Here is a 3,821-nt window from a genome sequence, read left to right as displayed (position 1 = left end):
CCTGCGACTTTAATTGCTTTTAGTTTGTTGTTTATTGTATTTGCTCTGAACCTATTTGGCTTATTTGAAATTCGTTTACCGCAAACATGGTTAAACCGACTTGACCGTATTCAGTCAATGCAACAAGGTGGCACTTTAGTGGGTGCGGGCGTCATGGGTGTAGTTTCTGCACTTTTGGTCGGCCCTTGTATGACTGCACCTCTCGCTGGAACTTTATTATTTATTTCTCAAACACAAAACCAATGGCAAGGTGCTTTGCTTTTATTCTGCCTAGGTTTTGGAATGGGAATTCCGCTACTGTTGGCAAGTATTTTAGGGGCAAAATTCTTGCCTAAAGCGGGCGACTGGATGCATCAGATTAAAGTGATTTTTGCTTTTCTGATGTTGGGTTTAAGCCTCTACTTTATTCGTCCTTTATTGCCAGATTGGGTCATGCAAGTACTTAGTTTAGTACTAGGCCTCGCTTTTATAGCCTATGCGGTTTATCAGTTTTTCTGGAAAAAAGGGCAGCTACAGTGGCTCTATGCGATCTTATTATTAATCGTTACCCCTTTTGTAGCCTATAACCAATATCAACATATTCAAAATCGAACTTTGCAAAGTTCTGACCATATGGCCGAGTGGCATGTTGCGACTAGCGCGGCAGACTTCCAAAAGATTTTAGCAGCAGCCCCTTCTGATCGGGCTATTGTGATTGATGTATATGCAGATTGGTGCGTTGCTTGCCAACCGATTGAGCATCGTATTTTAAAAGCACCCGAGGTTCAGTCTGCTCTTGCACCTTACTATTTAATTAAGCTTGATTTGAGTCATTATGATCAGTCACATGAAGCGCTACTCAAGCAATGGAATATTTTGGGACCACCGACCTATCTATTTTTAAGCCCAGAGCAAAAAGAAATTCGTGCTTTACGCTTAACGGGTGCTTTTAGTCAGCAAGAACTTTTGCAACAACTCGCGAGTTTGGCAAAACTAAAAGAATCATAAAGTATCAATAGCTTCGGTCTGATGAAATGTACGTACCTGATTACGACCTGAAGCTTTCACCGCGTAGAGAGCTTGATCAGCCTGCCGAATAACGAGATAAGGGTCCTGTGCAAAAGCCGAACTGCTTATTCCAAAGCTTGCACTAATATGAATAGGAATATTTTGAGCACTACAAACAGGCAATTCTTGCAAAGCATGGCGACAGCGCTCAGCAATTTTTTCTGCTTGAATAATATCGGTGTGGGGAAGTAATAAAATAAATTCCTCTCCACCAAATCGACCAATAATATCCTCACTACGCAAGTTCTCAGAAAGACATTGAGCGATTTCTATTAAGACCTGATCACCTTGGTGATGGCCATATATATCATTAATTTTTTTAAAATGATCGATATCAAGAAGTACCACCGCATAATCAAATTGCTGTTGGTGTAGCGACTCTAAATGCGTATTTAAGCTACGTCTATTTAATACGTTAGTTAATGGATCAAGTTGGCTTAAACGTTGAATATAAGTTTCACGCTGACGCCATTGGGTGAGTAATATTTCAAATAAAATAAAACATGCCAATAAAATGGGCATAATAAAAAAAGCCATGCTTCCTAACCAAAAAGGATTGGTTTGAGCACGTTGCATGGCAATCAGATTAAATAAGGGCGCGTAAGGCACAACACCTTTCATACTCAAATAAGTACATGCGATTAAAATAATTGTTGCAGGTATAAGGGCGCTATAAACAATTTTTCGATCAAATAATACCAGACCTACCCCAATCGTGCCGACATAACCGACCATAGTGGCGGGGCTAATGCTGCCAATTAAATATCCATCATGGCATAGCATGAGCGTAAAAAATTGCACGCTCACTAAAGGAATAATTCGTTGAGCCCATTCATCATTTTTGTAGCGATAGCAGGGGATAATCAAAAGAGCCAATAAAAATAAGGTTAATAAATTGAGCCAGATTTGCGACTCAACTAAAGGTAAATGTGTCCATTGCCAGACACTCGGGGTAATTAAAATATAGCCTTTCCATAAAATCCAACTGAAATTCATTGCACAGGCAAGTGTAAGCATCAGTGCACTTTTTTGTAGTGGCGTCCAGTTGATGATGTGATTATTGTAGATGAAATCGATTATCACCTGTTTTATTCTATGTATTGGATGAGTGATGAAACGATTTTTCATAATAAGTAAGGCCTCCTAAATATAGATGCCTCTTTGTTGGACCATCCTAAAATTGGATTGTTTAAATAATTTATGTTTTAAACATAACATGATTTTCAATTTATACATGATGACTTTTTATAAAGTAAATGATGTGAAAAGTTTTGAGGCCTATTCACATCATTTATAGATAAATTAAGTTTTATCGAGTTCGTGAGCAAATTCAGCAATATCTGCCAATGCTTGTTTGGCTTCATCAAACCATGCATTAAACATCTGGAAGTTATGCCACATGCCTGTATAAAGTTTGAATTGAACTTTAACGCCAGCATCTTCAGCTTTTTCTCTAAAACGTTTGGCATCGTCTAATAAGATTTCTTTAGACCCCACTTGGACCAAAGTAGGCGGTAGACCATGTAAGTCATCGAAAATAGGCGAAACACGTGGGTCATCAGCTGCAATATGATTGCCTATATAGTACTGAGTTCCTGTTTGCAGCGCTTCAATAGAGAGTAAGGCATCATGTTTTTTATTAAATCGAAGAGACTCGCTCGTGAGTGTTAAATCTAAAAATGGAGATAGCAAAATCAGGCCACTTGGCATGAGCTCAGGTTGTTCTTTTAAACGTAAGCAAAGTGCTAGCGCTAAATTTGCTCCGCATGAATCACCTGACAAAATAATATCTTTAGGCTGAACACCTTGTACTACTAAAGATTGATAGATGTCATATAGAGCTTCAGTTGCCTCAGGATAAGGATGCTCTGGTGCAAGTGGATAGTCCACATGAATAATCTGCATTTGAGTACGGGCAGCTAAATCCGTCATGAAAGCATGGTGTGTTTTAACACTGCCAAGAAAAAAAGCGCCGCCGTGAATATGAAAAATCAGCTGAGTGGCAGAATCTTGTGGTTTGATTTCTTCACCTTTAATGCCTGCTAACCGAATTGGGCGTACAGAAACATTTTTTTGTCGTGGGAAAGCACGACACATCTGATCTAGAACGGGACGTAAGGCCGTAGCCGGCAAATTTAGCTGACTTGGCTTGCGAATTGTTGTTTTAAGAAAAGTTTCTGTAAAATAATATTTCCAAACATTTGATATATTCATAGAGCATCCATTTTTATGCTAGTTTCTTGTTTTCTTGTAAATTTTATTTTGCAAGATTACAAGGTTACACGAAACAGTCACATTCAAAAATTGCAATATCTTTGCGACTTCTGAATACTAAAAATCTTGAAAGACCCAAGGATATTACAAAAATGAAAAAGATTGCTTTAGCTTTAGGACTCATTGGTATGGCTGCATTTGCCAATGCGGCTGATTCACTCAATGGAACGGTATGGAAAACGATTGATGATCAGACCAACAAGCCAAAAGCCGTAGTGAAATTTACGGAACAGAAGGACGGAACCTTAACTGCAACCATTCAAAACATTTTGACACCGGGCGAAGAAAACGCTTGTACAAAATGTGAAGGTCCGTATAAAAACAAACCACTTAAAGGTGTCACCATTGTACATAATTTAAAAAATGTAGGTGGTAACAGTTATGAAAACGGTACGATTTTAGACCCTAAATCTGGTAAAACTTACAAACTGAAAGGTGAGTTAACCGATGGCGGTAAAAAGCTTAAACTGCGTGGTTATATTGGCGTTTCTGCACTTGGT

4 protein-coding genes are annotated in these 3,821 nt (G+C 38.6%); 2 read left to right on the top strand and 2 right to left on the bottom strand.

From position 1 onward, the window contains the following. Window positions 1-987 (top strand): cytochrome c biogenesis protein CcdA (locus tag UC75_RS21115; protein ID WP_228137265.1); only part of this gene is annotated, 987 nt, incomplete at its 5' end. Here UC75_RS21115 and UC75_RS10410 read toward each other — a convergent pair. Beyond that, window positions 982-2,175 carry a GGDEF domain-containing protein gene (locus tag UC75_RS10410; protein ID WP_049837535.1) on the bottom strand — a complete coding sequence of 398 codons (1,194 nt, stop codon included), beginning with the start codon at window positions 2,173-2,175 and terminating at the stop codon, window positions 982-984. The two genes, UC75_RS21115 and UC75_RS10410, sit on opposite strands and share 6 nt — an antisense overlap. A 174-nt stretch (window positions 2,176-2,349) precedes the next feature. Further along, window positions 2,350-3,261 (bottom strand): alpha/beta hydrolase, encoded by a 912-nt coding sequence (locus UC75_RS10405; RefSeq protein ID WP_013196589.1) that lies wholly within the window; start codon window positions 3,259-3,261, stop codon window positions 2,350-2,352. 152 nt (window positions 3,262-3,413) lie between these two features. On the opposite strand from UC75_RS10405, the gene UC75_RS10400 reads away from it, so the two are divergent. Next, window positions 3,414-3,821: DUF2147 domain-containing protein (locus tag UC75_RS10400; protein WP_049837534.1), on the top strand; the 408-nt coding region annotated here is incomplete at its 3' end.

This window comes from Acinetobacter sp. V2, assembly GCF_001188385.1.
In the GTDB taxonomy this organism is placed as follows: domain Bacteria; phylum Pseudomonadota; class Gammaproteobacteria; order Pseudomonadales; family Moraxellaceae; genus Acinetobacter; species Acinetobacter oleivorans.
The sequence above is the reverse complement of the archived record's forward strand: the minus strand, read 5'-3'. Positions and strand labels throughout refer to the sequence as shown.